The sequence below is a fragment of the Promicromonospora sp. NPDC050249 genome, from assembly GCF_040656015.1.
Taxonomy (GTDB): domain Bacteria; phylum Actinomycetota; class Actinomycetes; order Actinomycetales; family Cellulomonadaceae; genus Promicromonospora.
In genome coordinates this window covers 89,897-114,512 of the sequence record NZ_JBFAKY010000017.1, presented here as the reverse complement: position 1 = coordinate 114,512, position 24,616 = coordinate 89,897, and the positions used below count along the sequence as shown (strand labels likewise).

General features: G+C 71.9%; 19 protein-coding genes. 8 read left to right on the top strand and 11 right to left on the bottom strand.

Annotated features, from left to right (window positions below):
- Nucleotides 1–93: 93 nt before the first annotated feature.
- Nucleotides 94–1,596, top strand: coding sequence for a sodium/proline symporter PutP (putP, locus tag AB0I32_RS15785; RefSeq protein WP_357507543.1), 1,503 nt, complete (start codon nucleotides 94–96; stop codon nucleotides 1,594–1,596).
- Between the two features lie 10 nt (nucleotides 1,597–1,606).
- Here the strand turns inward: putP and AB0I32_RS15780 are convergent, their stop codons facing one another.
- Both AB0I32_RS15780 and AB0I32_RS15775 read right to left on the bottom strand, forming a co-directional pair.
- Nucleotides 1,607–2,359 carry a glutamine amidotransferase gene (locus AB0I32_RS15780; RefSeq protein WP_357507541.1) on the bottom strand — a complete coding sequence of 251 codons (753 nt, stop codon included), beginning with the start codon at nucleotides 2,357–2,359 and terminating at the stop codon, nucleotides 1,607–1,609.
- A 32-nt stretch (nucleotides 2,360–2,391) separates the two neighbouring features.
- Nucleotides 2,392–3,090 (bottom strand): hypothetical protein, encoded by a 699-nt coding sequence (locus tag AB0I32_RS15775; protein ID WP_357507539.1) that lies wholly within the window; start codon nucleotides 3,088–3,090, stop codon nucleotides 2,392–2,394.
- 84 nt (nucleotides 3,091–3,174) lie between these two features.
- Here AB0I32_RS15775 and AB0I32_RS15770 point away from each other — a divergent pair, with 84 nt between their 5' ends.
- The gene (locus tag AB0I32_RS15770) at nucleotides 3,175–3,810 is read left to right on the top strand and encodes a TetR/AcrR family transcriptional regulator (protein WP_357507537.1); all 636 of its coding nucleotides are present in this window, start codon (nucleotides 3,175–3,177) and stop codon (nucleotides 3,808–3,810) included.
- Here AB0I32_RS15770 and AB0I32_RS15765 read toward each other — a convergent pair.
- The gene (locus AB0I32_RS15765) at nucleotides 3,807–4,718 is read right to left on the bottom strand and encodes an aminoglycoside phosphotransferase family protein (protein WP_357507535.1); all 912 of its coding nucleotides are present in this window, start codon (nucleotides 4,716–4,718) and stop codon (nucleotides 3,807–3,809) included. The two genes, AB0I32_RS15770 and AB0I32_RS15765, sit on opposite strands and share 4 nt — an antisense overlap.
- Nucleotides 4,719–5,100: 382 nt before the next feature.
- On the opposite strand from AB0I32_RS15765, the gene AB0I32_RS15760 reads away from it, so the two are divergent.
- Nucleotides 5,101–6,396 carry a glycoside hydrolase family 6 protein gene (locus AB0I32_RS15760; RefSeq protein ID WP_357507533.1) on the top strand — a complete coding sequence of 432 codons (1,296 nt, stop codon included), beginning with the start codon at nucleotides 5,101–5,103 and terminating at the stop codon, nucleotides 6,394–6,396.
- A gap of 53 nt (nucleotides 6,397–6,449) precedes the next feature.
- Entirely contained in the window at nucleotides 6,450–7,265 is an 816-nt protein-coding gene (locus tag AB0I32_RS15755; RefSeq protein ID WP_357507531.1) for a glycoside hydrolase family 16 protein, read from the top strand.
- Between the two features lie 126 nt (nucleotides 7,266–7,391).
- On the opposite strand, the gene AB0I32_RS15750 is transcribed toward AB0I32_RS15755, so the two are convergent.
- The 3 genes from AB0I32_RS15750 to AB0I32_RS15740 all read right to left on the bottom strand — a co-directional run bounded on the left by AB0I32_RS15750 (nucleotide 7,392) and on the right by AB0I32_RS15740 (nucleotide 10,707).
- Entirely contained in the window at nucleotides 7,392–8,435 is a 1,044-nt protein-coding gene (locus AB0I32_RS15750; protein WP_357507529.1) for a LacI family DNA-binding transcriptional regulator, read from the bottom strand.
- Between the two features lie 61 nt (nucleotides 8,436–8,496).
- Nucleotides 8,497–10,020, bottom strand: coding sequence for a peptide MFS transporter (locus AB0I32_RS15745; RefSeq protein ID WP_357507527.1), 1,524 nt, complete (start codon nucleotides 10,018–10,020; stop codon nucleotides 8,497–8,499).
- A 36-nt stretch (nucleotides 10,021–10,056) separates the two neighbouring features.
- Entirely contained in the window at nucleotides 10,057–10,707 is a 651-nt protein-coding gene (locus AB0I32_RS15740; RefSeq protein ID WP_357507525.1) for a cytochrome b/b6 domain-containing protein, read from the bottom strand.
- Nucleotides 10,708–10,857: 150 nt separating this feature from the next.
- Between AB0I32_RS15740 and AB0I32_RS15735 the strand changes: the two genes are divergently transcribed.
- Together AB0I32_RS15735 and AB0I32_RS15730 are read left to right on the top strand one after the other, a co-directional pair.
- Complete coding sequence (locus tag AB0I32_RS15735; protein ID WP_357507523.1) at nucleotides 10,858–12,573, top strand: alpha-amylase family protein; 1,716 nt, start codon at nucleotides 10,858–10,860, stop codon at nucleotides 12,571–12,573.
- A complete protein-coding gene (locus tag AB0I32_RS15730; RefSeq protein WP_357507522.1) occupies nucleotides 12,570–13,526 on the top strand; it encodes a TIGR03885 family FMN-dependent LLM class oxidoreductase in 957 nt (318 codons plus the stop codon). Before AB0I32_RS15735 ends, AB0I32_RS15730 begins: the two co-directional genes overlap by 4 nt.
- A gap of 36 nt (nucleotides 13,527–13,562) precedes the next feature.
- Here AB0I32_RS15730 and AB0I32_RS15725 read toward each other — a convergent pair whose 3' ends face one another.
- A complete protein-coding gene (locus AB0I32_RS15725) occupies nucleotides 13,563–15,053 on the bottom strand; it encodes a hypothetical protein (protein ID WP_357507520.1) in 1,491 nt (496 codons plus the stop codon).
- Nucleotides 15,054–15,281: 228 nt separating this feature from the next.
- On the opposite strand from AB0I32_RS15725, the gene AB0I32_RS15720 reads away from it, so the two are divergent.
- The gene (locus AB0I32_RS15720; RefSeq protein WP_357507518.1) at nucleotides 15,282–16,763 is read left to right on the top strand and encodes a lipase maturation factor family protein; all 1,482 of its coding nucleotides are present in this window, start codon (nucleotides 15,282–15,284) and stop codon (nucleotides 16,761–16,763) included.
- Between the two features lie 12 nt (nucleotides 16,764–16,775).
- On the opposite strand, the gene AB0I32_RS15715 is transcribed toward AB0I32_RS15720, so the two are convergent.
- The 3 genes from AB0I32_RS15715 to AB0I32_RS15705 all read right to left on the bottom strand — a co-directional run bounded on the left by AB0I32_RS15715 (nucleotide 16,776) and on the right by AB0I32_RS15705 (nucleotide 21,615).
- The gene (locus AB0I32_RS15715; RefSeq protein ID WP_357507516.1) at nucleotides 16,776–18,326 is read right to left on the bottom strand and encodes a multicopper oxidase domain-containing protein; all 1,551 of its coding nucleotides are present in this window, start codon (nucleotides 18,324–18,326) and stop codon (nucleotides 16,776–16,778) included.
- Between the two features lie 45 nt (nucleotides 18,327–18,371).
- A complete protein-coding gene (locus tag AB0I32_RS15710) occupies nucleotides 18,372–21,155 on the bottom strand; it encodes an AAA family ATPase (protein ID WP_357507513.1) in 2,784 nt (927 codons plus the stop codon).
- Between the two features lie 73 nt (nucleotides 21,156–21,228).
- Nucleotides 21,229–21,615, bottom strand: coding sequence for a helix-turn-helix domain-containing protein (locus AB0I32_RS15705; RefSeq protein ID WP_357507512.1), 387 nt, complete (start codon nucleotides 21,613–21,615; stop codon nucleotides 21,229–21,231).
- A gap of 96 nt (nucleotides 21,616–21,711) precedes the next feature.
- On the opposite strand from AB0I32_RS15705, the gene AB0I32_RS15700 reads away from it, so the two are divergent.
- Complete coding sequence (locus AB0I32_RS15700; protein WP_357507510.1) at nucleotides 21,712–22,455, top strand: SDR family NAD(P)-dependent oxidoreductase; 744 nt, start codon at nucleotides 21,712–21,714, stop codon at nucleotides 22,453–22,455.
- 235 nt (nucleotides 22,456–22,690) lie between these two features.
- Here the strand turns inward: AB0I32_RS15700 and AB0I32_RS15695 are convergent, their stop codons facing one another.
- On the bottom strand, nucleotides 22,691–24,568 hold the full coding sequence (locus AB0I32_RS15695; protein ID WP_357507508.1) for a DUF222 domain-containing protein: 1,878 nt from the start codon (nucleotides 24,566–24,568) through the stop codon (nucleotides 22,691–22,693).
- Nucleotides 24,569–24,616 lie beyond the last annotated feature (48 nt).

Below are 24,616 nucleotides of genomic sequence, written 5' to 3'. Positions count from 1 at the left end.
CCAGACTGCCGGGCTGAGGTATCACCCGCACGTCAGCAGTTTCCGCACCAAGAATTCGCAGCAAGAATTCGCAACACGTACTGGAGCACCTCCATGACCCCCGAGGCCTGGAAGACGATAGCGATCGTCGCGTACCTGGCACTGATGCTGGGTATCGGCTACGCGGCCTTCCGCCGCACCGACGACAACCTCGACGACTACATGCTCGGCGGCCGGCGGCTCAGCCCTGGTGTGGCCGCGCTCAGCGCCGGCGCGTCGGACATGTCCGGCTGGCTCCTGATGGGTCTGCCCGGCGCCATCTACGTGAGCGGGCTCGTCGAGGCCTGGATCGCCATCGGCCTGACGATCGGCGCCTGGCTCAACTGGAAGTTCGTCGCACCCCGCCTGCGTGCCTACACGGAGACGGCGAAGAACTCGATCACCATCCCGAGCTTCTTCGAGAACCGGCTGCACGACACGTCGCGCTTCCTGCGGGTCGCGTCGGGCGCCATCATCCTGGTGTTCTTCACGTTCTACGTGTCCTCCGGCATGGTGGCCGGCGGCACGTTCTTCGAGGGCTCGTTCGGGCTCGACTACACGACGGGCATCTGGGTGGTGGGCGGCGTGACGCTCGCCTACACGCTGTTCGGCGGCTTCCTCGGCGCCACCTGGACCGACGTCGCGCAGGGCATCCTGATGCTGCTCGCCCTGGTCGCGGTGCCCGTCGTGGCGTTCATCGACCTCGGGGGCTGGGGGCCGATCCACGACGGCATCCTCGCCGCGGAGACCAGCGACGCGGCGAACCACCTGTCGCTCCTGGCCGGCGCCACCGTCACCGGCGTGATCTCGGCTGCCGCGTGGGGCCTCGGCTACTTCGGCCAGCCGCACATCATCGTGCGCTTCATGGCCATGCGCTCCCCGCAGGACGCCGTCGCCGGACGCCGCATCGGCATCACCTGGATGGTGCTGACCGCCGGCGGCGCGATCGTCACCGGCCTGATCGGCGTCGCGTACGTCAACATCCACGGCGAGACCCTGGAGAACCCCGAGACGGTGTTCCTGTTCCTGTCGCAGGTGCTGTTCCACCCGCTGATCGCGGGCTTCGTGCTGGCCGCCGTCCTGGCGGCGATCATGTCGACCATCTCGTCGCAGCTCATCGTCTCGTCATCGGCCCTGGTCGAGGACCTGGTCAAGATCACCGGCCGCGCGATGAGCCCGCGCACCGAGGTGATGCTGGGCCGCGCGGGTGTCCTGCTCGTCGCGGTGGTGGCCGGGATCATCGCGTTCGACCGCACCGACACGATCCTGGACCTCGTCGGGTTCGCGTGGGCCGGGTTCGGCGCAGCGTTCGGGCCGACGGTGCTCCTGAGCCTCTACTGGCGCCGCCTCACCAGCTGGGGCGCGCTGTCCGGCATGCTCGTCGGCGCCGTCGTCGCGTTCGCCTGGGGCCGGTCGCCGCTCGCGGACACGCTCTACGAGCTGGTCCCCGGCTTCGTGCTGGGCGGGCTCGTCGCGATAGTCGTCAGCCTGCTCACCCCCGCGCCGTCCGAGGCGGTCCGCGCGGAGTTCGCCGAGGCGACACGGCTCGCGTCGGCGAAGCGGACCGTCAAGGCCTGATCCCGTAGAGCTACCGGTCGAGCCACCCGCCGAGCCACCGGTCGAACGTGCGCCGCGCGGCCTCGGCGAGCGCCGGGCCGTACGCGGCGGCGTCCGACCGGATGCCGTTCGGGTCGATGCCGGCGCTCGCGAGCTCGTGCGCGTGGCCCACCAGCCACCGTTCGATCTGCGTGTGGTCGGCCTCGAGGTGGAACTGCAGCCCCAGCACGTGCGAGCCGATCGCGAACGCCTGGTTCGGAAAGCCCGGTGTCTCCGCGAGGCGGACGGCGCCCTCCGGGATCGCGAACTGGTCGCCGTGCCAGTGCAGCACCCGGACGCCGTCCAGCGGCGCCAGCACCGAGTCTCGGCCCTCGGCGGTGTTGCGGCCCTCGGCGGTGTCATGGCCCTCGGCGGTCAGGGTCAGCGGGGCGTAGCCGATCTCCTTGCGCCCGGTGGCGACGACGTCCGCCCCGAGCGCCGCGGCGACGAGCTGCGCCCCCAGGCAGACGCCGAGGGTCGGCCGGCCCTCGCTGAGCCGCGCCGCGATGGCCTCCCGCTCGGCGGCCAGGAACGGGTAGGCCTCCGTCTCGTACACGCCGACCGGGCCGCCGAGCACGACCAGGAGGTCCGGCTCCAGCGCGACCTCCGGGGTGATGAGCTCGACCGGCGCGTCCAGGTACGCCGTCCGGTATCCGCGGGCACGCAGCAGTGGTTCGAGCAGCCCGAGGTCCTCGAAGGGCACGTGCCGGATCGCGAGCGCGTTGCGCGTCATGGGGTGGGTCATGGGTGCGGCTCCTCGGGCTGGGGACGTGTCGGTCAGGGGATGTGCCGGCGCACGGCGTCCAGGAACGCCGCACCGTCGTCGACGGCGACTCGCACCCGGGTGACGGTAGCCGGTCCGTTCGGCAGCCGGATCGCCGTCGGCCCCTCGAGCTGGATGTCGATGTCGGTGGCGTCCTGCACGACGAGGTTCAGGGTCCGGTCGTCGTCCGGCCCGGTGAGCGACGTCGGCCGGGCGCCGGCGAGAGCGTGCCTGCGGTGCGCGACCGACGCGACGTCGGCCCACGGCAGCACCACCTCGACCTCACCGCCGTTACGGACGATGATGCCCTTCGGGCCGACGGCGTGCGGGCGGGTGAGGTACCCGCAGAGCATCCCCAGCATGGCGGTGGCGCCCCAGATGCCAAGGACGAGCAGGGGAAACCTGATGGCAGGCCAGCGGTGCGTGACCAGGTCGACCATCGGGATCTCGACGGCGGACAGGACGAGGAACACGACGAGCACCGAGCGGATGGGGCCGTCGTAACGATGGGCCGATGCGCCGCGGGGGACGGTCGGCCGGCGGAGGACGGCCCGGCCGATGCTCCGCCAGCCGGCCGCCTCCATCGCGACGGCCCGCCGGGCGAGCCGTCGAAGGCGTGCCAGGCCGCGCTCGCGGCCGTCGAGCTCGGTGCTGGCGCTGGCGCTGGCGCTGGCGCTGGCGCTGGTGCTGGTGCCTGTGTCGGTATCGGTCATCGTCGGCATCCTTTCGCATTTCACTTGTAATGTGAAAAGAGTAGACGTCTTGTCAATACGACTGCAATGTGAAAACGTGCACCCATGCCGAAGCGCGTCGACCCCGAGGAACGCCGTGCGCAGATCGCCGCGGCGCTGCTCCGCGTGGCGGCGCGGCAGGGCCTGGAGGCGGTCAGCCTGCGTCACGTCGCGACGGAGGCCGGTGTCACGACGGGCATGGTCCAGCACTACTTCCCCAGCAAGGAAGCCATGATGGACTTCGCGCTCGCCACCGTCGGCGAGCGCTACGGACGCCGGATGGCGGCGAACGCAGCCGCCCTGGGCACCGAGCCGTCGCCGGCGGACGTGGTGCGGGTGACGCTCACGAGCATGATCCCGGCCGGCGCCGACGAGCGGGAGGACGCACGGGTCGCGCTCGCCTTCCAGTCCTACGCCACTGCCCGACCGGCAGCCGCCGCCGACCTCGGTAGCACCAACGCCCAGTTCCGCGCCTATCTCGCCACGCAGATCGAGTCGTGCCGTCGGTCACCCGACATCGACCCCTACGTGGCCGCGACCGCGCTGCTCGCGACGGCCGAGGGCCTTGCACTGCACGTGCTCAGCTCGGCACTGCCCGCCACGGAGGCGTTCGAAGCGCTCGATCAGCAGCTGGCCCTCGTCGTCGGGGAAGCCGTGCGCCCGGCGGCACCGAGCCCGGGGCGCGCGGCCGCCGGAAGCTAGCTGGCCGTGGCGTCCGCTATCGCGGTCGCGACCTCCTCGAAGCCGCCGTCGTCGATCCGGCGGGCGTAGTCCGCGTCCCGGAGCGCCCGGTAGTGGGCGAACAGGTAGGCCCGCTCGGGATGCGCGCCGGTCGCGGCGATCAGGGACTCGAGGCGGTCCCGGATCCCTGGCAGCAGCTGCGGGCCCGGCGGGAACTCGTCGAAGCGATTCCTGAGGAGCGGCAGCAGGTCCCACTCGCCCGGGCCGTGCGACGGCTTGGGATCGATCGCCTTCCAGGACGTCCCCGACCGGAGCACGTTCTCGTAGTGGAAGTCGCCGTGGAGCAGCACGTGGGGCGCGCTGCGGAAGGCGCGTTCGACGTCGGGCCGAAGCTCGCGGATGCGCACGCGGTAGGTCTCGCCAGGCTCCGGGGCGTACGACTCCAGCTCCAGCGCGTCGTCCAGCCCTGACCATTCCGAGCCCGACCACTTCGAGCCCGACCATTCCGGGACGTGCAGGAGGCTCAGGAGCTCGGCGGCGACCTCGATCGCCTCGACCATCGGGACGGACGTCAGGCTTGTCCCCGCGTCGAGGCGTTCGAGCAGCAGGGCGCCTGCCGCAACGGACGCCTCGATGAGCCTCGCCGCACCGTGCCCGTCCCACCGGCGCAGGGCCTCCGCCTCGTTCCTCGTCTCCGCGTCACGCCAGCTCACCTTCAGCATGGCGGCGGTCCCGTCCGTGCGGCGCACCTCCCACACCAGGCCGACGTTCCCCGCGACCGGCGGACCGGCCAGCGTCAGGTTCCATTCGCGCAGGAGCTGCTCGACCAGCTCCGGAAGCCGGTCGAGCCACTCCCGCCCGGCCCGCTGCTCGCGTTCGACGGTCTGGACAGCGAACGGTTCCGGGACGGTGAGGAAGTCCGATGTCACGCATGCTCCTTGTCCACGTGCGAGGGCCCACGCACAGCGGACCCTTTGCCCGCCCGGCAACCCTAAGCCCGCCGCGTTGCCCTTCCGGCACGAGGTGATGCTCGCCACGCCTGCCGCGCGCGGGTTCGCGCCATGGCCGGGCACACGGGCCGGAGCTGGGTCCGCCGGCGATCCGAGGGCGATCCGGTGGCGATCCGGTGGCGATGGAACTGCGAGGCACGAGACCTTGACACAACCGCCGGACGGACCTGACCATGGTGCGACTGGGAGCGCTTCCACAATCTTCCAGTCACCTGTCCACCGCAGCGGAAGCTCACCGTAGCGAACAGCAACGAAGCGTTCGCGGAGACCCTGTTCGCAGAGACCCTGGGAGATCCCCCACATGACACGACCGACCTCTCGGCGCCGGCTCCTGGCCGCCCTGACCGTCTGCGCCATCGGCGCGGCCCTGCTCGGCGCCGGCCCGGCCCAGGCGAGCAACGACGTGCTGTCCCCCGGGACGCAGATCTACAACGACCCCCACAGCTCCACCAGAGAAGCGGCCCGCTCCCTGCGCGGGCAGGCCAAGCTCGACGCGCTCCAGCTCAGCCGGGTCCCCAGCTCCACCTGGTTCACGGACGGCACGCCTGCCGAGGTGAAGAAGGACGTCCGCAAGCTGGTCAAGCACACAGGCAGCAAGGTGCCCGTGCTGGTCGCGTACAACATCCCGTTCCGCGACTGCGCGCTCTACTCGGCGGGTGGTGCCCTCGGCGTGGCCGAGTACAAGGCGTGGATCGACGGCTTCGCGGCCGGGATCGGACGGGAGGAGGTCGCCGTCATGCTGGAGCCCGACGGGCTCGGCGTCATCCCCTGGTACACCACGCTGGACGGGCAGCTCGAGCGGTGCCAGCCGCCGGAGTACGACCCCGAGACCACCGGCCGGGACGCCGCAGCAGAGCGCTTCGAGATGCTCAACTACGCGGTCGACCGCCTGAAGCAGCAGCCGAACACCGTCGTGTACCTCGACGGGACGAACACGTCCTGGCTCAACGTGGGCGAGGCCTCCGACCGCCTCGTCAAGGCAGGCGTCCAGCGCGCGGACGGGTTCTTCCTGAACGTGTCCAACTACGAGTTCACCGAGAACAGCACCGCCTACGGCACGTGGATCTCGCAGTGCATCGCCTACGCCACGCAGGTGGCGCCCGGCGACTACGCGAGCTGCGGCAACCAGTACTGGAGCGGCGGTCCCGCGAACGACTGGACCGGCGTGACGCTGTCCAACCAGGGCATCTGGAGCCCGACGGCGACCGATCCGGCGATGAACACCGCGGGCATCGACTCGCGCTACGAGGCCGCGCTGGGCGACGTCGAACCCAGCACGCACTTCGTCATCGACACCAGCCGCAACGGCCGCGGCGCCTGGGCCGCACCGGCCGGCGTCTACCCCGACGCCGAGACGTGGTGCAACCCGCCGGACCGCGGCCTGGGCCTGCGTCCGACGACCGCCACCGGCAACGAGCTCGTCGACGCGTGGCTGTGGATCAAGATCCCCGGCGAGTCCGACGGCCAGTGCTTCCGCGGCCTCGGCGGACCCGAGGACCCGGAGCGCGGCATGGTCGACCCTGCCGCGGGCCAGTGGTTCCCCGAGCAGGCACGCGAGCTGATCGAGCTCGCTCAGCCCCCGCTCGGCGGCAGCTGAGGACCCGCCACCAACAGTTCACCAGTCACCCACCGGTACCAATGGAGGTACTCATGCGATCAACCATGCGATCAAAGACGACGCAGCACCGCTCCACCGCACGCGCACGCCGCCGGCTCCTGGGCCTCGCTCCCGCTCTGGCCCTGGGCCTGCTGCTCGGGCTCTCGGCGGTGCCGGGTCTGACGCCCCCCGCCGCCGCCGTCGGTGGCAGCTTCACCGACAACTTCGACTCGCACAACGGCGGGCGCTGGAACAAGGCGGACGGATGGAGCAACGGCGGCATGTTCAACGCCGGCTGGCGCGCCGACCACGTCTGGCACAGCGGCGGGGTCATGGGCCTGAACCTGAACAACACCCCGTGCCCGGGCGGCTGCTCGGGCAAGCCGTACGCCTCCGGGGAGTACCGCACCAACGAGCTGTACTCCTACGGGCGCTTCGAGACCCGGATGAAGGCGGCCTCCGGGTCCGGGCTCGTCTCCTCGTTCTTCACCTACACAGGCCCGAGCGACGGCCAGCCGTGGGACGAGATCGACGTCGAGATCCTCGGCAAGAACACCTGGCAGATGCAGACGAACTACTTCACCAACGGGGTGGGTGGCCACGAGTCGATCATCAACCTAGGCTTCGACGCCGCGGCCGGGTACCACAACTACGCCATCGAGTGGTGGCGCGGGGGCACGATCAACTGGTTCGTCGACGGCCGCCTCGTCCACCAGGAGAACGGCTCACGCGGCCCGCTGCCCACGCGACCGCAGCGCATCATGATGAACCTGTGGCCGGGGACCGGGGTCGACGGCTGGCTCGGGCCGTTCAACTACACCGGGCAGAAGACCGCCAGCTACGACTGGGTCCGGTACACGCAGTACTGAGCTCGAACGGGTACTGAGCTTGAACGGGTACTGAGCTCGAACGGGTACTGACCTCGAGAACGCCCGGCGGGAGGGTGACGGCCCCTACCCCTCCCGCCGGTGCCTCGGTCGTGCCTCAGTCGTGACTCAGTCGTGAACCTGGTGCCCACCGGGCGCCGAGCCGCGCACCACCAGGCGCGTGGGCAGGATGACCGGGGTCGGCGACTCGCCGTCGATCAGGCGCACCAGCATCGTCGCCATCTCCTGGCCGAGTCCACGGATCGGCTGGCTGACCGTGGTGAGCGCAGGCTCCGTGCGGCGCGCGATCTCCAGGTCGTCGAAGCCCACGACCGCGACGTCCTCGGGGACACGGCGCCCGGCCTCCTTGAGGACGCGCAGGGCACCCGCTGCCATGTTGTCCGACGCAGCGAAGACGCCGTCGAGGTCGGGGTGCGCGTCGAGGAGCCGGGCCATCGCCCTGGCGCCGTCCTCGAAGCTGAAGTCGGCGTGCTCCACGAGGTCGGCGGGCTGCCCTCCCACCGCCATGGCGTCCGCGAACCCCTGGTACCGCGCGACCGCCGCCTGCAGGTCGGTGGGACCGGCGATCGTGACGATCCGCCGGCATCCGGAGCCCAGCAGGTGCTCCGTGGCCGAGCGGGCCCCGCCCCGGTTGTCGACGTCGACGTACCAGCGGGCCTCGCCGTGCAGCGGCCGGCCACCGATGACCACCGGCAGCTCGGTCGCCGCAGCGACGCGGTTCAGCGGGTCGTCGCCGCGCAGGGCCATGAGCATCACCCCGTCGGAGCGACGGGACCGCAGCAGCCGCTCGAGCCGGGCCTGGCCACGCTCCGAGGACGCCAGCATGAGCGTCAGATCGAGCTCCGACCGGTCCAGTGCCGCGGCCACGCCGACGAGCACCTGCGAGAAGAACGGGTCCCCGAACAGCGCGGGGTCGTCGTTGGAGATCGCGAGGACCACCGACCCGCCGGTGCTCGTCGCCAGGGCGCGCGCCGTCGCGTTGGGGACGTAGCCGAGCTCGCTGGCGGCGCGGGCGACCGCCTCGCGCTTCGCCGGGCTCACGTTGCGGGCGTTGTTCATCGCGCGGGACGCCACGGAACGCGAGACCCCTGCCCGCCGGGCGACCTCCTCGAGCGTTGGCACCTTCGGCGCTCGGCCCGGGCCGGTGGTCATGGGGTCTAGCATGCGGGCAAGCCTAGTGCCGGCGTCCGGCACCTACTCTCCACACACGCCCTCAGTCCCCCGCCGTGCGCACGCCCTCCATCCGGTCGGCCAGGCGCACGTGCCGCGTGACCCACGGGCCGAGCAGCGCGAGCAGGCCGGCGAAGACGAGCGCGACCACGCCGATCCCGCCGAAGTACACGGTGTCGGACGCCCCGTCCGTGACCTGGACGAGCTGCGCGGTGATCGCCTGTCCGGCGGCCGGCGCGAGGAACCACAGGGCCATCGCCTGCCCCTGGTAGGCACGCGGCGCGAGCAGCGTCGTCGCGGCCAGGCCCACGGGCGACAGGCACAGCTCACCGAGCGTCTGGATCACGAACACGGACACGAGCACCCAGCCCGGCGTCAGGCCGTCGCCCGCCATCGCCGACGCGGCCGCGAGCACGAGGAACGACGTCGCAGCGAGCGCCAGGCCGATCGCGAACTTGTACGGCGTCGGCGGGCGGTCCTTGGTCCGGACCCAGAGCCAGGCGAAGACCGGCGCGAGGATGATGATCGAGGCGGGGTTCACGGACTGGAAGAACTCGGGGCTGACGGTGAGACCGAGCACCTCGCGCGACGTCCGGTCCGCGGCGAAGGTGGCGAGGGTGGTCGCCGCCTGCTCGAAGATCATGAAGAAGAGCATCGCTGCGACGAACAGCGGGATGTAGGCGAGCAGGCGGGAACGTTCGGCGTCGCTCACGCGGGGTGAGCGGTACATGACGACGAAGAACGCGACGGGCGCGAGGAACGCGACGTAGCTGAGGGTGTCGATGAGGGCGTACACGCCCCACTCCCCCGACACGAGCCGCGCCACGAGGTACATGAGGCCGACGGCGGCCAGGATGATGACGAACATCCGCGCGACGGCGGGACGCTCCTCCGGGCGGACGGGGTTGGGTACGTCGTCGCCGGCTCCGCGCAGGTTCTTGCGGCCCACCACGAAGAACACGAGCGCGAACGCCATGCCGAACGCGGCGACGGAGAATCCCGCGTGGTAGCCCCAGACGGCTCGGACGGCGCCGACGACGATCGGCGAGAAGAGCGAGCCGATGTTGATGCCCATGTAGAAGATCTGGAACGCGGCCTCGCGCTTGGGGTCGTCCCGGCGGTAGAGGGAGCCGACCATCGAGGAGACGTTCGGCTTGAGCAGGCCGGTGCCGAGCGCGACCAGCACGATGCCGAGGTAGGAGAATCCGGCCGCGGGGATCGCCAGCAGGACGTGCCCCGCGGCGATGATGACGCCGCCGTACAGCGTGGAGCGTCGTGCGCCGATCACGCGGTCGGCGAGCCAGCCCCCGACCACCGAGAGCAGGTAGACGCCTGTGCCGTAGATCGAGACGACCGCCTCGCCGAGCGTCTGGTCGAGACCGAGACCGCCGTTGGCGATGGTGTCGGTCAGGTAGTAGACCAGGATGGCGCGCATGCCGTAGTAGCTGAACCGTTCCCACAGCTCGGTGGTGAACAGCGTCATCAGGCCGAGCGGGTGCCCGAAGAACCGGCGGTCGTCCGCGAGCGCGGCAGCGGGAGGCTGTTCGGTGGGGGATCCGGTGCTCATCCCCCGATCGTCATCGGGTTCCGGGCGGAGCGCACGTCAGAGCATGCGGCCGACGACCCGGCGCCGGACGACGACGCCGACGTGCACCGCCAGCGCGGCGTAGAAGCACAGGTGCGCGGCGATATGGAGCGGCACGAGGTCGTTGCTGCCGACCACCAGCGCGATTCCGGTCGCCGGGACCACGAAGAGCATCGCGAGCAGGGTCTGCTCGGCCCGGTGCAGCACCTTGCGGTCGGTCCGGGTGAGCCGGGGGTCCCAGGGCGGCAGCGACGTCGTGCGGCGCCACACGACGCGCACGATACCGATCGTGATGATCGCCAGGCCGAGCAGGACGTGCCAGCCGGGCAGCGTCAGGCCGCCGGCCGGGTCCCCGGTCAGGCCACCGCCCAGGTCACCCGACCACAGGTCGGACCAGGCGGTGCCGACGGCGTCCTCCGCATCCTCCTCGCGGACCTCCTGCGCCTGCTCGCACCGGTCCTCGCGCTCGTCCAGGCGCTGCTCCTCGGCGTCCGACGTGTCGCCGCCGCTGCGGTCCTCGCCCGGCGGGTCGCAGTCGACGTCGGGCACGTCGGCCTTGTCGTCCATCACGTAGCCGACGGCGAACTGGGCCAGGAGGAGCGCGACCGTCGACCAGTGCAGGACTTTCGTGACGATCCCGTAGCCGTGCTCGCCGTTGCGCCATCTCATGGGCGTTACCTCATCGCAGATCGGCTCAGCCGTCCAGCCGACCAGCCACGATGCGAGCAAACCGGACATGTGACACGGTGCGAGAAGTCAGCGGTCCAGCCCCGGCCGCCGTGACTTCAGGACCCATGACCTCCCGAGCCCGAGGTGACCATGCGCTCTTCCTGGTACTCCGACGCGATCATCTACCAGCTCGATCCCCGCCTCTACGCCGACTCCAACGACGACGGCTGGGGCGACCTGCGCGGCATCACCGAACGCCTGCACTACCTGCGCGGGCTCGGCGCCACGTGCGTGTGGCTGCTGCCGTTCTACGCCTCGCCCTTCCGGGACGGCGGCTACGACGTCACCGACCACCTCGCGATCGATCCCCGCCTGGGTGACCTGGCCGACATGGCCCACCTGCTCGAGGCGGCCGAGGACCTCGGCCTGCACGTCCTGGTCGAGCTGATCGCCCAGCACACCTCCGACCAGCACCGCTGGTTCCAGGAGGCGCGGCAGGACCGGAGGTCGCCGTACCGCGACTACTACATCTGGGCCGACGAGCCGAACAACGACATCAAGCCCATGTTCCCCGACGTCGAGCCCAAGACGTGGACCTGGGACGACGAGGCGCAGCAGTTCTACCGGCACGCCTTCTACTCCCACGAGCCGGACCTGGCGCTCGACAACCCGCGCGTCCGGGACGAGCTGTACCGCATCGTCGCGTTCTGGCTGCGCATGGGCGTCTCGGGCTTCCGGGTGGACGCCATGCCGATGATGCTCGAACGGGCCCGCGCCGCCCGCCCGGACACCGACGGCCAGTGGCTCGTGCGCGACATGCGGGCCGCCGTGACCGGGCAGCGCACAGGGGCCGTCCTGCTCGGCGAGGTGGACGAGGCACCGTCCGAGGCCGCCCAGTACTTCGGGTCCGACGGCCAGGGCATGACGATGCTGCTCGACTTCTGGACGAACAACCACCTCTTCCTCGCCCTGGCCCGGGGCCAGGCCGAGCCGCTGGAGCGGGCGCTGCGTCATCAGGCCGCACCCCCCGACGGCGCCACGTACGCGCACTGGCTGCGCAACAACGACGAGCTGAACCTGGTCCGGCTCGCGGAGGACGAGCGCACGGAGGTGCTCGACACCTTCGCTCCCGAGGACTCGATGCGGGTCTACGGCCGCGGCATCCGGCGGCGCCTCGCCCCCATGCTCGACGGCGACCCGCGCCGCATAGCCATGGCGCACGCCGTCACGCTCTCCCTGCCCGGCCCGCCGGTGCTGCGGTACGGCGACGAGATCGGGATGGGCGACGACCTCGACCGGCCGGAGCGCGAGGCCGTCCGCACCCCCATGCAGTGGTCGAACACGCCGACTGCGGGCTTCTCGAACGCCCCGCCGGACCAGTTCCAGGCGCCCGTGGTCACCGGCCCCTACGGCCCCGAGCACGTGAGCGTGGACGAGCAGAACGTGCGCGACGGCTCGCTGCTGCACAGGGTGGGCGGGCTGGTGCGCGCCCGGCTGGGGCTGAGCGAGCTCGGCCGGGTCCGACCGGAACCGTGGGACCTCGGCGTCCCGTCCGTACTGGCGCTGCGCTACCAGGTCGAGGAGTCCAGCGTGCTCCTGATCGCCAACCTCGCGGACGAGGACGTCGTCGCGAAGCTGCCCGCCGACGAGGCCTCGGCGCTCGAGGCGGGCCTCGCACGCTACGTCGACGTGCACGTGGACCAGGACTACCCGCCCGTAGAGACCGACGGGCGCATCCCCATCGCCGGGTACGGCTACCGGTGGCTGCGGCGCACGGTCGACGGCGACGCGGTGGACGACCCGGCGGTCGAGCCGGCGGGCGGGGACCCGGAGCGCGTCGCGTCCAAGGGTGAGGAGAAGCGATGACCGTCATCGGCTTCCACGTCTCCCACGAACAGCTCCACCCCACGGAAGGGCTGCGCGTGGCCCGGCTCGCGCAGGACGCCGGCTTCGACGCCGGGATGTGCTCCGACCACGTGGCGCCGTGGAGCGAGCGGCAGGGCGAGTCGGGGCTCTCGTGGTCCTGGCTCGGCGCCGCGCTCGCGACCACACAGCTGTCCTTCGGCACCGTGTGCGCGCCCGGCCAGCGCTACCACCCGGTGATCGTCGCGCAGGCGATCGCGACCCTCGGGGCGATGTATCCCGGGCGGCTCTGGGTGGCCCTCGGCTCCGGCGAGTACCTCAACGAGCACGTGACCGGAGAACCGTGGCCGCCCAAGGCCGAGCGCGACGCCCGGCTGGCGGAGTGCGTGCAGGTGATCCGGGCGCTGCTGCGCGGCGAGGAGGTGGACCACACGGGCCTGGTCGTCGCGCGTCAGGCACGGCTCTGGACGCTTCCCGAGATCATGCCGCTCCTGATCCTCCCGGCCCTGACCGTCGCCACCGCGCGCCGGCACGCCCCGTGGGCGGACGGCCTGGTCACCGTGAACAAGCCGGTCGCGGAGCTGCGGCAGATGATCGAGACGTACCGGGAGGCCGGGGGCCGCGGCGAGATCGCCGTCCAGGTGCATCTCTCGTGGGCCCCTACCGAGGCGGAGGCCGAGGCGACGGCTCTGGACCAGTGGCACACGCTCACCGGCCCGCCCGAGGTCGCCGCGGACACCGCCACGACCGCCGAGTTCGACGCCCTGGCGGCGGACGTCGGTATCGCGGACGTGCGGCGCGCCGTGCTGGTCTCGTCCGACCTCGGCGCGCTGACCGCCCACCTGGCCGCCCTGCGCGACGCCGGAGCCGACCGCCTCTACCTGCACCACGTGGGCAAGCAGCAGGACGCGTTCATCGAGTCGTTCGGCGAGCACGTGCTGCCTGCACTGCGCTGACCGGGCCGCAGGCAGGCAGCACGCCGGCCGACGGCCTCACCCGAAGATGGTCTCGATGTAGTAGCACTCGCCGTACCGGGTGCCCGTGCTCATGTCCCACGAGCCCTTGTACGGAGTCACCCCTGCGTCGGTGACCGCCCTGACCACCACCGTGTAGTCGCCGGGCACCAGCGAGATCGACCGGGTGGGCCCACCGCCGCCGAGGCACCGGTCGCCCGAGCCCGCAGGTACCGTCAGCTTCCCCGTGCTCGGCCCCGTCCACAGCACCTCGAGGGTCTCCGACGTGCCGTTCTCCACCTCCACCCGCGCCGACGTGGTCCCGGACGAGCCGGTGGTGCGCGGGGGCGGGAGCTTGCCCCCTGTGGTCTCCTCGATCTCGTCGATGATCGCCTGCTTCCGACGACGCTCCGCCGCCTGCCGGTCCAGCACCTGCTTGCGCTCGGCGGCGGTTCGGGCGGCGCCGGTGATCCGGTCCATCAGGGTGCGAGCCGGGTCGACGTACGCGCTCCGCGGGAACTCCCGGACCACCCGCGCGGCGGTGGACCGCGCCTCCCCGAACCTGCCCGCGTCGTACGACCTGGGATGGTCCTGTGCCCCCGCGCGGGCATCGGCGAACCGGAGCCGGGCGCAGTGGAGCAGCGTCCCGGGCAGCCTCTCATCAGCCTCCCGGGCGACGTCGGCGGCGATCGCGACGTCACCCTGTGCGGCGAACCACTGGAGCTCCTCGGCGACACCGCACGCGTTGTCCCGGCCCGCCAGGGCATTCCTGAACATCTCGATGACGTGCTCCGGGACCTCTTCGGCAGCCGGCAGGCCCGAGTCGGCCACCGCCGTGAACTCCTCGAGCGCCGTCTCCAGCGCGCCCTGGGCCGCGAGCGTGTCGCCATGGTCGAGGCGGGTGGACGCCTGCTCCGCCGCGGCGCCGGTGAACCGCGCGGGCTCCGTGCCCAGGTAGCTGTCGTAGGTCTCGATCGCCCTGCTGTGTCCGCCCGCGGCCGCCGTGGAGCGGGCCGTCTCGAGGGTCGCGCACGCCTCGAGCTCGGCGTCGACGGCCTCGGGCGAGGCCGCGAAACCGCGCCGGAAGGTGCCGTCGTCCACGGTGTGGAGCGTCCCGCTCGCGGCCGCGCAGTCGCCGTCGGCGTGCGCCGCGACGCCCCGCGTGTACGCGGCGGCGGCGCCTGCCCGGTACGCGTCCACGCCGATCGCGCTCCCGGCCAGCAGCACCACTGCCAGGACCGCGCCCACGACGGCGGAGACCCGGCCACCGGGTGCGCGCGCCGCCCGCTCCCGGACCGTCTCTCTGGCACCGAGCAGCCCGGCCGCCACGACGCTCAGCCCGACCCACGTGAGCAGGGCGACGAGCCATCCGGTGGTGCTCGTCGCCAGGAGCCACCAGACGAACAAGCCGATCCAGTGCACGGGCAGGAACCACATGGCTCTCGCCCAGAGATAACCCGCCCCCGTGCCGCTGAGGTTGAGCGCCATCGCGAGCAGCGGCGTGCGGTACGTGCCCCAGAACGTGCGCATGGCCGGCTCCCCTGCTGCCCCGCCCACCCGGGAAGTCGGGTGACCGTCCTGTGGCAATCATCCCGGTAGGTCCCCGGGACCCCTCCCGACGCCCGGGCGCCGGATCCAGCCAGGTGGGAAGCGCGGCCGTGGTCCGTTGCGACGGCCCGACGCGATGGCCCGACGCGGTGGCCCGATGCGATGGCCCGACGCGGTGACCAGTGACTGGTGACCAGATACCGTGATCACATGGCAGGCACCGTGCCCGACTGGCTCGGCTGGTGGTCGAGCGCGGACTACGACGTCGCGCGCACGCTGCTCCAGCGTGGTTTCGGCGCGCTGTATGCGCTCGCCTTCTTCGGCGCGCTGCGTCAGTTCCGGCCGCTGCTCGGGGAGCGCGGCCTCCAGCCCGTCCCGAGGTACGTCGCGCGCACCCGCTGGCGTGACGGGCCCTCCCTGTTCCGGCTGCGCGGCCTGCGCTACTCCGACCGGCTGCTCGTGGTGGTCGCGTGGTGCGGCATGCTGCTGGGGGCGAGCGTCGTCGTCGGGCTGCCGCAGGCCGGGCCCTGGTGGGTACCGGCGCTCGTGTTCCTCGCGCTGTGGTGGCTCTACCTGTCGCTCGTGAACGTCGGACAGACCTTCTACGCCTTCGGCTGGGAGACCCTGCTGTGCGAGGCGGGATTCCTCGCGGCGTTCCTCGGGTCCGACGCCGTGGGCACACCCCTCCTGATGATCCTCGCGGTGCGCTGGCTGCTGTTCCGGCTGGAGCTCGGCGCGGGCCTGATCAAGTGGCGCGGCGACACCGCCTGGCGCGACCTCACCGCCCTGACCTACCACCACGAGACGCAGCCGCTGCCCGGCCCGTTCTCCTGGCACGCCCACCACCTGCCGCGCTGGTGGCACCGGTTCGAGGTCGCAGGCAGCCACGTGACCCAGCTGCTCCTGCCGTGGCTGCTGCTGCTCCCGCAGCCGTTCCCGTCGGTCGCCGCCCTGGCGTTCGTCCTCACCCAGGGCTGGCTGGTGCTGACCGGCAACTTCGCCTGGCTCAACTGGGCCACCATCGTCCTGGCGCTCGGCGTGGTCGACGACGGCACGTGGGCCTGGCTGGGCGGCCTGCTCGGGCTGCCCGACGGCGGCGGGGCTGCCACCGCACCCGCCGCACCCGCCGCACCGCTCGCCTTCGTGGTCGTGGTCAGCGCCGTGGCCCTGCTGCTCCTGGCGCTGTCGGTCCGGCCGGCGATGAACCTCGCCTCCCGCCATCAGCGGATGAACGCGAGCTTCGAGCCGTTCCGGCTGGTCAACGCCTACGGGGCGTTCGGCTCGATCACCCGGCGTCGCGACGAGATCACCGTGGAGGGCACCCTCGCGGAAGAACCCGGGCCCGACGACTGGGCCGAGTACGAGTTCCGCGGCAAGCCCGGCCCCGTCGGCCGGCGTCCGCCGCAGGTCGCGCCCTATCACCTGCGCCTGGACTGGCTCATGTGGTTCCTGCCGCTCGGCCACCCCGCGCGGTGGTTCACGATGTTCCTGCGCCGGCTGCTGGAGGCCGACCCCGAGACCCTGCGGCTGCTGCGCCACGATCCGTTCGACGGCCGGCCGCCGCGCGTCGTCCGGGCGGTCCTGCACCACTACCGGTACACGACGCCGGAGGAACGGCGCCGCACCGGCGACTGGTGGGTCCGGGAACGGCTCGAGCTCGCGGTCGACCCGGTCCGCCTGTCCGGCACCTGACGAGCGGCCGGATCAGGGATGGGCGTGGGCGGTCGAGACCGTACCCACCTGCTCGTCCTCGGCCAGGACCACGAACTGGCCCATCATGCCGTCGTCCTCGTGCTGCAGCAGGTGGCAGTGGTACATGTACGGCACGTTCGGGTCGGTGTGGTCGGTGAAGCGCATCGCCAGCCGGTAGCGCCTGCCCTGGACCAGCAGGACCGTGTCCTTCCAGCCGCGCAGGTGCGGTTCCGGCTCCGCATCGTCGACCGTGAGCACCTGGAACTGGACGTCGTGGACGTGGAAGTTGTGCAGGAACCCGTTGTCGTTGGTCACCTCCCACACCTCGACGGTGCCCTCGCGGACGCCGAAGTCGATGCGGTCCATCACCATCGAACGGCCGTTGATCTGGTCCGACGCGAGCACGAAGGTGCGTTCCGCGGCGACCGCGGCGCCGGCCAGGTCCGGGGCGTCCGCGAGCACTGCGGGGATCTCGGTGGGAAGCTCGGCGTCGTCGGACAGGGTGTCCGCGGCGTGGAACCGGCAGACGTCGAGGCGATCCTCGAAGCCGTCGAGCCGGCCGGACGCACCGCCGAGGCCCGGGGACGGGTAGGAGCGCAGGTCGACGGTCTCGCCGGGCTCGAAGGCCACGACGACCTCGGCGCGCTCGCCCGGCGAGAGGTGCAGCCGATCGGTCTCCCAGGGTTCGGCGAGCAGACCCCCGTCGGTGGCGATCAGCGCGAACCGCCGGTCGTCGGAGAACCCGAAGTTGTACAGACGCGCGTTGGAGGCGTTGAGCAGGCGCAGCCGCACGAGCCCCGTGGTGACGTCGAAGTACGGGCCGAGCGTGCCGTTGACGAGGATCTCGTCGCCGATCACTCCGAGCGAGCCCGCCAGCGGGATGCGGTTGACGAACTGGTTGTCCCGGTCGAACGCCCGGTCCTGGACGATCATCGGCACGTCGTCGACGCCGTAGGTGGACGGCAGGTTCGGCTGTCCTGCTGAGTCGCCGGCTGAGTCGCCGGCCGAGTCGTCCTCGGCGTCGTCGATGAGGAACAGGCCGGTCAGGCCGCGGTAGGTGTGGTCGGCGGTCGCGCCGTGCACGTGCGGGTGGTACCAGAGGGTAGCGGCCCGCTGGTCGACGGTCCACGTCGGCTCCCAGGTCGCGCCGGGCGCGACGGGCTGATGGGGGCCGCCGTCCATCGCAGCGGGCAGGTGCATGCCGTGCCAGTGGAGCGAGGTCTCCTGGTCGAGGCCGTTGTGCACCGCGAGCTGAACCCGCTCGCCGTGGCGGGCGCGGACCGTCGGGCCGAGGTAGCTGCCGTTGACGCCCCAGGTGCGGGTCGCCGGCCCGTCCTTGAACGCCGTCTCCCCTGCCTGGAGGCCGAGCGTGAACACCCGCGCCCCGGAGGCATCGACCGTGGACTCGGCGAGCGGTGGGATCACCAGTGGGGAGGCGAAGTCGACGGCGCCGACGGTGTCCCGCCTGGCGGTGGCGTAGTAGGCGCCGAGGCCGCCGGCGCCCAGGACCGCTGCTCCCCCGATGCCGATACCGAAGATCTTCAAGACTGTGCGACGTTCCATGGCACGACGGTCCCCCGGACGGGGCTTGCGTCGCGTCGGCGAGAACTACGTAGACCTGAGGTCTGGCTGGTCCCTGAGCTGCCTGCGGGACGTGATGCCCAGCTTGCGGAAGATGTTGCGCAGGTGCGCGTCGACCGTGCGCGGGCTGATGAACAGCCGGGCGGCCACCTCGTTCGACGTCGCACCCGTGGCCACCAGGCGCGCGATGTGCAGCTCCTGCATGGTGAGCTGGTCGCGCGTGTGCCCGGACCGGCTGCGGGCGGTCTCACCGGTGGCGCGCAGCTCGGCGGCGGCCCGCTGGGCGAACGCCTCCAGCCCGGCCCCGGACAGCAGGTCGTGGGCGGTGCGCAGGTGCGGGCGGCAGTCCCGCCGTCGGCCCTCGCGGCGCAGCCACTCCCCGTACAGGAGATGGGCCCGGGCCCGGTACGGCAGCAGCGGGCTCTGGGCGAGGTGGTCGAGCGCCTCCCGGTAGTCGTTCTCGCTGCCTGTCACCAGCGCACGCGCGGAGGCGGCGATACCAAGGCCCGACGCCGTCCCGCTCGCCTCCGTCCGTTCGGTGAGGGACTCCAGCGCGGCCCGGGCGGCGTCGAGCTCACCACAGCGGACGGCGGCCTCGACCAGCTCGGGCAGGGCGATCGCGGCGATGTAGAGGTCGCCGTCGGCGGTGGCCCGACGGGCGGCGGCGAGCGCCGCGGGATGGTCGGCGAGGCCGTTGTTCAGCACCGCCCGCGCCCAGTGCACGTTCGCGACGAACTGGCCGGCGCTGCGCGCGGAAGCCGTGGCCGTCTCGAACAGCGCGAACGCCTCCTCGCGGCGTCCGCGCATGGCGGCCAGGTGCAGCCGGTGGTACATGACGGACGGCACGCCCGTCGCGTCGGTGATCGCCTCCTCCTCGGCGATGGCTGCCATCGCCCGGTCGAGGTCGCCGGTCATCGCGGCGTGGGTGGCCGTCTGGGCGAGGCCGAGGCAGAGGACGAGTGGCGAACCCGACTCGCGGCCGTGCTTCATGAGCCACTCGATGATCGTCGCGTGGGTCTGCGGGTCCCACAGCTCGGCCGCGAGCGTGATGGCGAGCGCCGGATGCCGCGTCCACATCTCGCCGTCGACGCCGTCGAGGGCGGCCCGGATCAGCGGCACCCCCGCACGGTGCCCCTCAGCGGCCAGGACGGACAGCGCGTCCAGGATGTCCGGGGTGCGCGGGGCGGGCTGAGCAGCGGTCTGAGCCTCCTCCAGGACCCGGTCCATCACCCCGGTCCCCCGGCCGACGAGCAGGCTCATCTCGAGCGCCTCGAGGTAGATCTCACGGGACCGTTCCGGGGCGGGCTCCGCGAGGCGGCCTGCCGCGCGCAGCATGAACGCCGGACCGCCGTCGTCCCCCTCCCGCACGAAGGCGATCTGGCCCCGCAGCAGGTCTGCCTCGGCAAGCCGCAGCTCGTCCAGGCCAGCGCCTCGGCCCGAGCCCTCGACGGCGGTGAGCAGCTCGGCCGCGCGGTCGGCGGCGCCTGCCTCGAGCTGAGCCCGGGCCGCCGTCAACGTCCGTTCCACCCGCCTGCGCGCATCCAGCGACAGCTCCGCTGCACGTTCCAGGAACGCCGCAGCAGCCACCACCCCGCCACGCGCCCGGGCACGGGACGCCGAACGCTCCAGCTCGGCCGCTACCTCGTCGTCCGGTCCGGCGCCGGCCTGCGCGCGGTGCCACGCGCGCCGGTCCGGGTCCGCGACCGGGTCGGTCACCGCGGCGAGCGCCCAGTGCGCCCGCCTGCGCTCCTCCGTGCCCGCCGCCTGGTAGGCGGCAGCGCGGGCCAACGGATGGAAGAAGCGGACGCGCGTACCGAGCTCGACGAGCCCCGTAGCGGTAGCCGCCGCCCCCGCGCGCCCGACGTCCATACCGAGCCGCTGCGCCGCGGGCCACAGCAGCCCGGGGTGACCGGTCGGGTCGGCGCTCGCGATGGTCAGCAGCAGCCGCGCGTCCGCGGGCAGACCGGCGAGCGTCGCCCGGAAGCCCTGCTCGACCCGGGTCGGCACCGGGGACGCGTCCGGCGGGGCGAACCCGCCCGCCCTGGGCAGGGCGAGCAGGGCCAGCGGGTTCCCGCGCGCCTCGGCCACGATCCGGTCGCGTACCTGCTCGTCGAGGGCCTCGTGGCTCTGCGCGGTGAGCAGCGCGCCGGCCTCCGCGTCGCTCAGCCCGCCGACGGTCAGGTTCGGCAGGCCGTCCAGCTCGTCCTGCCCGTCCTGCCCGTCCTGCTCGTCCTGCCCGTCCTGCCCGTCCTGCTCGCCGACCGGAGTAGGCAGCCGGACGGCGAACACCATGGCGACGGGCTCGGCGGCGATCCGCCGGGCGAGGAAGGTCAGTGCCTTCGACGAGGCGGCGTCCAGCCACTGGGCGTCGTCGACCAGGCACAGGAGCGGGCGTTCCCGGGCCGCGGCCGCGAGCAGGCCGAGGGCGGCGAGGCCCACGTGAAAGACGTCAGGTGTGCCCGTGGCCAGCCCGAACGCGACCAGGAGGGCGTCCCGGTGCTGCGGGGGCAGCTCGTCAAGATGCTTCAGCACCGGTAGGCAGAACTGGTGCAGGGCGGCGAACGGCAGCTCCGCCTCGTACTGGGATCCGGTCGCTCGGATGACCTGGAATGCGGGAACGCTCTGCTGGGCACTCTGCTCGACCCCCTGCTGGACGCTCTCCAGCAGCGCGCTCTTGCCGATACCCGCCTCGCCGCGCAGGACGAGGGCGCCGCCCCGGCCGTCGCGCGCGGCATCGGTCAGCTCGCTGATGCGCCGGGCCTCGTGCCGTCTCCCGATGAGCAGCCCGCGCGGCCCGGCTGACGTTCGCATACGCGTACGTTAGCGAGAGCGGCAACCACGGCGAGAGCGGCGGCCGCCGCCGCGCTCGCCATTCCACGACGTCCTACGCCGCGCTGTCCCGCACCACCCAGTCGGCCAGTGCGGACAGCGGGACCAACAGCTCACGACCCCGCGCCGTGAGACCGTACTCGACGCCCGGCGGGACCGTCGGGAACACGGTCCGGACGACGAGCCCGTCGTCCTCCAGCGTCCGGAGGGTGCGCGTCAGCATCCGCTGGCTGATCCCGTCCACACGCCGGTGGAGCTCGTTGAACCGGTGCGCACGCTCGGCGAGCAGCATCAGGATGAGCAGCGTCCACTTGTCGCCCAGCATCCGGACCGCGTGCGTGACCGGACACGCCTCGTAGTCCGCGACCGGGACCTTTCCCGGCAACCCGGCGCTGACGGCGGCGGCGACCATGTGGGGCACACCGGTGTTCCCATCTGACATGAAAGTGCCTTCTTCCGAGACGTCGGCGCGACCGTGAGGATCGATCCCGTCACCGTATCCAACGGGCGGCAAGTTGACGACGACGAGGAGACAAGAGTGAGCACCTCCCCCACCCTGCTGGTCCTGGGCGCAGGTCCCGGGCTCGGCATGTCGGTAGCACGTCGCTTCGGCGCGGAGGGATACGACGTCGGTCTCGTCTCCCGCAGCGCCGATCGCCACCAGGGTTATCTGGACGACCTGCGCTCGGCCGGCGTCCGCGCGATCGCCGTCGCCGCGGACGTACGAGCTCCCGGCGAGCTACGCCGCGCGATCGACGAGGTCCAGAGCGAGCTCGGGCAGATCGACGTCGTCTATCACGGGCCGGGAGCGGACAACCCCGCAGCCCCGCCCGTCGGCATCCTCGAGACAGGCCCCGACGACGTGCGTGCCGCCGCCGCGCAGGTGGTGGAGCCCGCCGTCGAGCTGGCGGGGCTGGTCCTGCCCGGGATGCGCGAGCGCGGCAGCGGCGCGATCGTCTACGTCGCGGGGCTCAGCGCGCTGGTCCCGCTGCCGTTCCTCGGACCGTTCGCGCCGGCTTCCGCCGCCCTGCGCACCTATGCCCTGACCCTCGCCGAGGCTGCGGCGCCCGACGGTGTCCACGTCGGATCCCTGGTGGTCGGCGGACTCATCGAACGCGGCGACATCCACCGCATGCTGACCTCCCTGCCCGCGAACGCCGACGGCACACCCGGCCTGGACCTTCCCACGACGACCCTCGACCCCGACGACCTCGCCGACGCCGTCTGGCGCATCGCCGCGGGCGCCGAGCGCGAGATCGTGGCGGACGCCATCACGGTGTAGTCCCGGAGTCGCGCCCGGGTCTTGAGGTACGTCCGTTCGCTGGTCCCGGACCGCCGAAATCCAGGTCGGTGCGGTCACCGCCAGGGCGATGCGGCGGGCGGATCCAGCTTGCGGGATCCGCCCGTCCGGAGGCTTGGGCACGGTCAGGCGGGCGGGCTCGGACGGACACGGTCAAGCGGTCGGTCGGTCGGTCGATCGATCAGGCGGCATCGGTCGATCAGGCGGCGTCGGTCGGTCAGGCGGCGTCGGCTGGTGGTGGCGCTTCGATGGGTTCGGGTAGTTGGATGCGGTGCCCACGGGCGTCGGTGAAGGCCCATCCGGTCTCCAGCAGAGCACCGGCAGTGGTGTCGGCCGGGGCCTTCCCGGTCCAGTGCATGGTGATGCCGCGGGTGTCGACGAGCTGGTGGTGGTACCAGCACAGCAACGCACTGTTGGTCACCGAGGTGTCCCCGCCGGCAGCCCAGTGGGTGATGGCGTGGTGGACCTCGCACCGTGAGGGTGGTTGGTCACATCCGGGGTAGACGCAGTGTTGGTCTCGGGCGATGACAGCGCGTCGCATCTGCCCCGACACGGTGCGTTGGGCACGACCCACGTCGAGGACTGCTCCGTCGGGTCCGAACACGATCCGGGTGATCGCACTGTGACACGCCAACCGGCGCACCAGGGTGCGTGGGGCGCGGCCGCCGGTCTCGGTGAACACCGGACCACCAGGCGACAACAGCGTGGACAGTGTCGGCTCCGCTGTATCCCAGCCACCCTGATCTCCACCCGGACCTCCACCCGGACTCGGAGTACCGGTCGAACTGCCGGTCGGGCTACCGGCCGCTGGGCTGGTGTCCAGCGCGCCTGCACCAACATCCGCACCGGTGCCGGTGCCTGCACCTGCACATACACCGGTGCCTGCGCCCGTGCCTGCGCCCGTGCCTGCGCCCGTGCCTGTTCCTGTGCCTGTTCCTGTGCCTGTTCCTGTGCCTGTGCCTGTGCCTGTGCCTGGGGTCTTCGCACCAGCGCCCGGGCGGTTGCCGCGACCGGGTGTCGCCTGTCCGCACGACAGGCACAGCCCGTCACGGGTCCTGGTGACCTGAGCGACGAACTCGTTCCAGGACACCGTGACGTTCAGGTGTGGTGCGATCGCCGCCCCCGGCGAGGCCTGGTTGGTGTCCAGCACCACCCGCGCCACATCCGCCAGACCCTGCGCGCGACGCTGCGTCGTCGTGCGGGTGTCTTCCGCTGACGGGGCACCCATCATCGCGTTGATCGCGGTGGTGAGCTGCAGGCCGTGCTCATCGGTGAGGAACCCGGCCACGTGATACCCACCGAACGTCTTGGACAAGTCGAAGAACTCGCCCTGCGCGGCCTTGTCATCATCGAGGTCGTCGGTGTCCGGGTCGGTGATGGTCGCGAACCGGCGCGCCACCTTGCGGAACTGGTCCGCGTTCAACACACCAGCCTCCCGCAGCACCAGGCCCTCACCCGTGACCAGAGTCCCGGTAGCGACCGCACCCTCCAGGACCTGCGTGACCAGGTCACGGGTGCGGGTCCCGTCCGGGTCCTCGGACGGGTCGGGGAAGTCGACCGCAACGGTCTGCACGAACTGTTCCGGTGTCGTGGTGTGACCCGTGCGGGTATCGATCAACCACGCCAGCGCGTCGGTGCGGGTCGCGCTGGTGGGCGCGACCTCCATCATCACGCGGGCGTGGTCCACACCCAACGTCCCGGCGACCAGACGTTCCCGGGTGACGGGGAGGGCGGTGGTGAGGCGGCGCGCGATCGTCATGTCCTTACCTGCCGTGGACGCGGAGATTCCTTCACGCAGGCGCAGCCAGGTCGTGAACGTCCGGGCCGTGCCACCCGAGCGCCACGAACCCTCATTCTCGATCCGGGGCAGCAGGGTGTAACGGACACCGTCCAGGCGTCCGGTCAGCCGACGGATCCGGGTGTGTGCGTCGGCCAGGCGGCCGATGCTTGGGGCGTCCCACCCGGTCAGCGTCTCGGGGTTGGTCTGGGCGGTGAGGTGGTCGATCTCGTTCTCGATCCGGGCCAGAGTCTCCTCGATCGAGGCCGCAGCAGGCAGGCCGGCGGCGGTGCCACTGTTCGTCGTCTGCTCCACCATGCCCACCCCCGCCCATCCCGCTGCTCGCCTCTAGTTCTCACTTCCTCG

Excerpts from the sequence above, each read along its gene's own strand:
- AB0I32_RS15780 (WP_357507541.1), bottom strand. The coding sequence starts at position 2,359 with ATGACCCACCCCATGACGCGCAACGCGCTCGCGATCCGGCACGTGCCC.
- AB0I32_RS15710 (WP_357507513.1), bottom strand. The coding sequence starts at position 21,155 with ATGCGAACGTCAGCCGGGCCGCGCGGGCTGCTCATCGGGAGACGGCAC.
- AB0I32_RS15750 (WP_357507529.1), bottom strand. The coding sequence starts at position 8,435 with ATGACCACCGGCCCGGGCCGAGCGCCGAAGGTGCCAACGCTCGAGGAG.
- AB0I32_RS15755 (WP_357507531.1), top strand. The coding sequence starts at position 6,450 with ATGCGATCAACCATGCGATCAAAGACGACGCAGCACCGCTCCACCGCA.
- AB0I32_RS15775 (WP_357507539.1), bottom strand. The coding sequence starts at position 3,090 with ATGACCGATACCGACACAGGCACCAGCACCAGCGCCAGCGCCAGCGCC.
- AB0I32_RS15695 (WP_357507508.1), bottom strand. The coding sequence starts at position 24,568 with ATGGTGGAGCAGACGACGAACAGTGGCACCGCCGCCGGCCTGCCTGCT.
- AB0I32_RS15770 (WP_357507537.1), top strand. The coding sequence starts at position 3,175 with ATGCCGAAGCGCGTCGACCCCGAGGAACGCCGTGCGCAGATCGCCGCG.
- AB0I32_RS15760 (WP_357507533.1), top strand. The coding sequence starts at position 5,101 with ATGACACGACCGACCTCTCGGCGCCGGCTCCTGGCCGCCCTGACCGTC.
- AB0I32_RS15720 (WP_357507518.1), top strand. The coding sequence starts at position 15,282 with ATGGCAGGCACCGTGCCCGACTGGCTCGGCTGGTGGTCGAGCGCGGAC.
- AB0I32_RS15740 (WP_357507525.1), bottom strand. The coding sequence starts at position 10,707 with ATGAGATGGCGCAACGGCGAGCACGGCTACGGGATCGTCACGAAAGTC.
- AB0I32_RS15745 (WP_357507527.1), bottom strand. The coding sequence starts at position 10,020 with ATGAGCACCGGATCCCCCACCGAACAGCCTCCCGCTGCCGCGCTCGCG.
- AB0I32_RS15705 (WP_357507512.1), bottom strand. The coding sequence starts at position 21,615 with ATGTCAGATGGGAACACCGGTGTGCCCCACATGGTCGCCGCCGCCGTC.
- AB0I32_RS15735 (WP_357507523.1), top strand. The coding sequence starts at position 10,858 with ATGCGCTCTTCCTGGTACTCCGACGCGATCATCTACCAGCTCGATCCC.
- AB0I32_RS15715 (WP_357507516.1), bottom strand. The coding sequence starts at position 18,326 with ATGGAACGTCGCACAGTCTTGAAGATCTTCGGTATCGGCATCGGGGGA.
- putP (WP_357507543.1), top strand. The coding sequence starts at position 94 with ATGACCCCCGAGGCCTGGAAGACGATAGCGATCGTCGCGTACCTGGCA.
- AB0I32_RS15730 (WP_357507522.1), top strand. The coding sequence starts at position 12,570 with ATGACCGTCATCGGCTTCCACGTCTCCCACGAACAGCTCCACCCCACG.
- AB0I32_RS15725 (WP_357507520.1), bottom strand. The coding sequence starts at position 15,053 with ATGCGCACGTTCTGGGGCACGTACCGCACGCCGCTGCTCGCGATGGCG.